The sequence below is a fragment of the Arsenophonus sp. ENCA genome, from assembly GCF_002287155.1.
Lineage (GTDB): Bacteria > Pseudomonadota > Gammaproteobacteria > Enterobacterales > Enterobacteriaceae > Arsenophonus > Arsenophonus nilaparvatae.
In genome coordinates, this window is record NZ_NHNG01000507.1 from 1 (window position 1) to 885 (window position 885).

1 protein-coding gene is annotated in these 885 nt (G+C 40.2%); it reads left to right on the forward strand.

Translation table 11 applies throughout. The features are described 5' to 3' along the window. Positions 1–885, forward strand: an 885-nt coding sequence (locus CBG25_RS13305; RefSeq protein WP_290607212.1) for an enoyl-CoA hydratase-related protein, incomplete at both ends; no start/stop codon positions are given.

Here is an 885-nt window from a genome sequence, read left to right on the forward strand (position 1 = left end):
ACAAAAAGATCCTAAGTCAATTAAAAGGGCTTATTCTGATTTCACAAAAACCCACTTTTATTGTTGGTGCAGATATTAAACAATTTCTCTCGCTATTTAATGCACCAAAGTCACAACTTCAACAATGGCTTAATTTTACTAACAGCATCTTTAATCGTATCGAAGACTTACCCATTCCGACCGTAACCGCCATTAATGGTTACGCTTTGGGAGGAGGCTGTGAGTGCGCATTAACAACAGATTACCGTATCGCTACACCCGATCTTAAAATTGGTTTACCAGAAGTTAAACTGGGTATTATGCCTGGGTTTGGAGGTTCAGTACGGCTACCGCGCTTAATTGGTTTAGATAATGCATTACAGATTATCACTACAGGAAAAGATATCGATGCCGAAACCGCTTTAAAAAATGGTCTGATTGACGCGATTGTGGCCAAAGAACAGTTACTAAATTCAGCTCTGGTACTATTGGAAAATGCGATTGCCAGCAGATTAGATTGGCAGCAAGTACGGCAATCTAAAACCCAACCTTTAAAACTGAATAAAATAGAACAAACGATGAGTTTTAATGTCGCAAAAGGTTTAGTCATGAAAGCGGCAGGCTCACATTACCCTGCACCATCGAAAGCGTTAGAAACTATCGAAAAAGCGGCCAATTGTGGACGTAAAGAAGCGTTATCATTGGAAACCGAAGCTTTCATTCCACTAACTGACACCCCAGCAGCGCATGCTTTAATTAGAGTTTTTCTCAATGATCAATATGTTAAAAATTTAGCTAAACAGAGAAGCCAATCCATTGAAGCCCCCATAAAAGCTGCCGTTGTTGGCGCTGGTATCATGGGAGGTGGTATTGCTTATCAATCAGCACGTAAGGGTATACCTATCA